Origin of the sequence: Streptomyces doebereineriae (assembly GCF_031845645.1) — a bacterium.
Classification (GTDB): domain Bacteria; phylum Actinomycetota; class Actinomycetes; order Streptomycetales; family Streptomycetaceae; genus Streptomyces; species Streptomyces canus.
The window spans coordinates 1-476 of record NZ_JAVREZ010000176.1 but is presented as its reverse complement, the minus strand read 5'-3'; the positions used below and the strand labels follow the sequence as shown (position 1 = coordinate 476).

Below are 476 nucleotides of genomic sequence, written 5' to 3'. Positions count from 1 at the left end.
ACTGAGCACCTCGTCCCGGAACAACGTGGAGCGTGCTTCTTCAGGCACCTGGTGTTTCGCCAGAAAATTCCGATAGCACACCCGCCCGCCGGGCCTGCCGACACGAGCGATGTTCCGCATGATCTGGTCGAAACCACCCTGAGGGATACAGCTTGTCACATCGGACAGCGAGAACTTGTCCAACGATCCGTCAGGCGCCTTCTGTATGTACTCTATGAGGTTCCCCGTCACGATCTCGACTTTCGTCGGAGCGGAGCGGATCGCCTCATAGTTCTCCCGCAGCAGGTAGTGCGGCAGGGTGCTACGGTGCGGATAGCGTCCCAGGAACGTGAACGCGAGCCAGTGGTTGTCCTTGGCGAGATGGTTCATGAACGTGTGGTGAACGCGCTCAAGTATGTAGTCGCCCACGGAGTCCACATCGATCGTGACGCGGTAACCGGGGTCGTTCAGGACGAACTTGAGGATGCGCTCGGAGA

1 protein-coding gene is annotated in these 476 nt (G+C 59.0%); it reads right to left on the bottom strand.

All coding sequences use genetic code 11. The features are described from left to right. Positions 1-408 (bottom strand): DUF3419 family protein (locus RNB18_RS51320; protein WP_311720968.1); only part of this gene is annotated, 408 nt, incomplete at its 3' end. Positions 409-476 lie beyond the last annotated feature (68 nt).